Origin of the sequence: Mesorhizobium sp. M7A.F.Ca.CA.002.15.2.1 (assembly GCF_003998715.1) — a bacterium.
GTDB lineage: Bacteria > Pseudomonadota > Alphaproteobacteria > Rhizobiales > Rhizobiaceae > Mesorhizobium > Mesorhizobium ciceri.
Genome location: NZ_RZPI01000882.1, coordinates 1 through 1,897, shown reverse-complemented (window position 1 = coordinate 1,897; position 1,897 = coordinate 1). Strand labels below are relative to the sequence as shown.

At 66.6% G+C, this 1,897-nt stretch carries 2 protein-coding genes; both read left to right on the top strand.

The genetic code is table 11. The features are described from left to right. Positions 1 to 1,049, top strand: a 1,049-nt coding sequence (locus tag ENZ74_RS30660) for an ATP-binding cassette domain-containing protein (protein ID WP_127313251.1), incomplete at its 5' end; no start/stop codon positions are given. Further along, a partial coding sequence (locus tag ENZ74_RS30655; RefSeq protein WP_164761342.1) for an ABC transporter permease occupies positions 1,046 to 1,897 on the top strand: 852 nt, incomplete at its 3' end. The genes ENZ74_RS30660 and ENZ74_RS30655, both read left to right, overlap by 4 nt.

The following is a 1,897-nucleotide window of genomic DNA, read 5'->3' as shown; positions in this document are numbered from 1 at the left end:
AGTCCACCTCCATGCTGACGCCGAAAGGTATCGACGAACTGGGCGCGCTGATGCGCCGCCTTGTCGAGCAGGGCCTTGCGATCGTCTTCATCACCCACAAGCTCAAGGAGGCGGCTGCCTTCGGCGACCGCATCTCGGTGCTGAAGCTTGGCCGCAAGGTCGGCGAGATTCCACCCGAGCGGTTTCGCACGCTGGGCGAACAGGAGATCGTCTCGGAGATCGTGGAATTGATGTTCGGCAAGCAGAAGGATGACCCGGAAGCCGTCGAGCGTCCTGTCCGCACTGCCCGCGCCGGCGCTGCCCCGCTGCTTCAGGTGACGGACCTGGCGGTAGCGGCGACGGACAATGCGCCGGGCCTGTCGTCGATCTCCTTCGACATCCGCCCGGGCGAGATCCTCGGCATAGCCGGCATCGACGGCAACGGCCAGAAGCAGCTGGCGGAAGCGCTGGCCGGCCAGCGTACAGCCACAAGCGGCTCGGTGCGGCTGGACGGCGCCGACATCGAGACGCTGAGCGTCGGCGAGCGCCGCCGGCGCGGCCTTCGCTACCTGACCGACGACCGACTGGGCGAGGGCACTGTCGGCACCTTCCCGGTCTCGATCAATTTCTTCCTCAAGCAGGTCGGCGCGGCCCCGTTCTGGCGCAACGGCGTCGAGCAGCGCGCGGAGATCGACAAGCGCGCCGCGCAGCTCGTGCGCGAATACGACGTGCGCACGCCGAGCCTGAAGACGCCCGTCGCGCGGCTGTCCGGCGGCAACATCCAGAAGGTGCTTCTGGCAAGGGAACTGGCTGAAGGCGCCAAGGTGGTGATCTTCAACAAGCCGACCTATGGGCTCGATCTCACCAACACATTGGCGTCGCGCCAGCGCATTCGCGATACGGCGGCGCGTGGCCTTGCCGTGCTGCTGATCTCCACCGACCTCGAGGAATTGCTTGGTATGTGCGACCGCATCGCCGTCATCGCCGACGGCGCTTTGGTCGGCACCGTCGAGAACGTAGACGACGCCCGCACAAAGGTCGGTCGCCTGATGATCGGACTTGCCGCATGAGCATCGACACCGCACCCACGGTCAGCGCCACCGCACTCGATGCCACGAGCGGGGCAGCGACGCGCCGCGACATCCTGCATCGGCTGCTGATGACGCTCGGCCCGATCCTTATCGCGCTGGTCATAGCCGGCTGTATCCTGCTTGCCGTCGGCGTCGACCCGCTGGCCTATTATGGCTTCGTGCTGGAGAAGGGACTGTTCTCGCCGCTCGGCATCCAGCAGACACTGACGCGCATGGCGCCGCTGCTGTTTCTCGCCGCCGGCCTGATCGTCGCCTTTCGCGCCGGCATGTGGAATCTGGGCGGCGACGGCCAGTTCCTGCTTGGCGCGGTGACGGCGGCTGCCAGCGCTCCCGTGTTCGTGCAGATCATGCCAGCCTGGCTGGCGCTGGTCTGCTCGTTCCTCATCGCCATGGTGGTGGCGATGATCTGGTCGCTGGTGCCGGCGCTGCTGCGTGCCTATCAGGGCGTCAACGAGATCATCACCACCCTGATGATGACGTTCCTCGGCACCTCGCTCGCCAATGTGCTGGTCAAGCTGGCGTTTCGCGACCCAAGCACGACCGTGCCGCAGACGCGCACGCTGCCGGTGGAGGACCGGCTGCCGCGCCTGTTCGAAACGACCATCACCAGTGGCCTGCTGCTTGGGCTGGCGGCGATCATCATCGTGCATCTGGTGATGACGCGCACGGCGTTCGGGCTGAAGCTGAGGATCGTCGACGCCAATCCACGAGCGGCGGTTCACTCGGGGCTCGGCGTTCCCGGCCTGACCGTCGCCGTCTTCGCCATTTCGGCCGGGCTGGCCGGGCTTGCCGGCGCCGTCGACATCATCGGCGTCCAGGGCAATGTC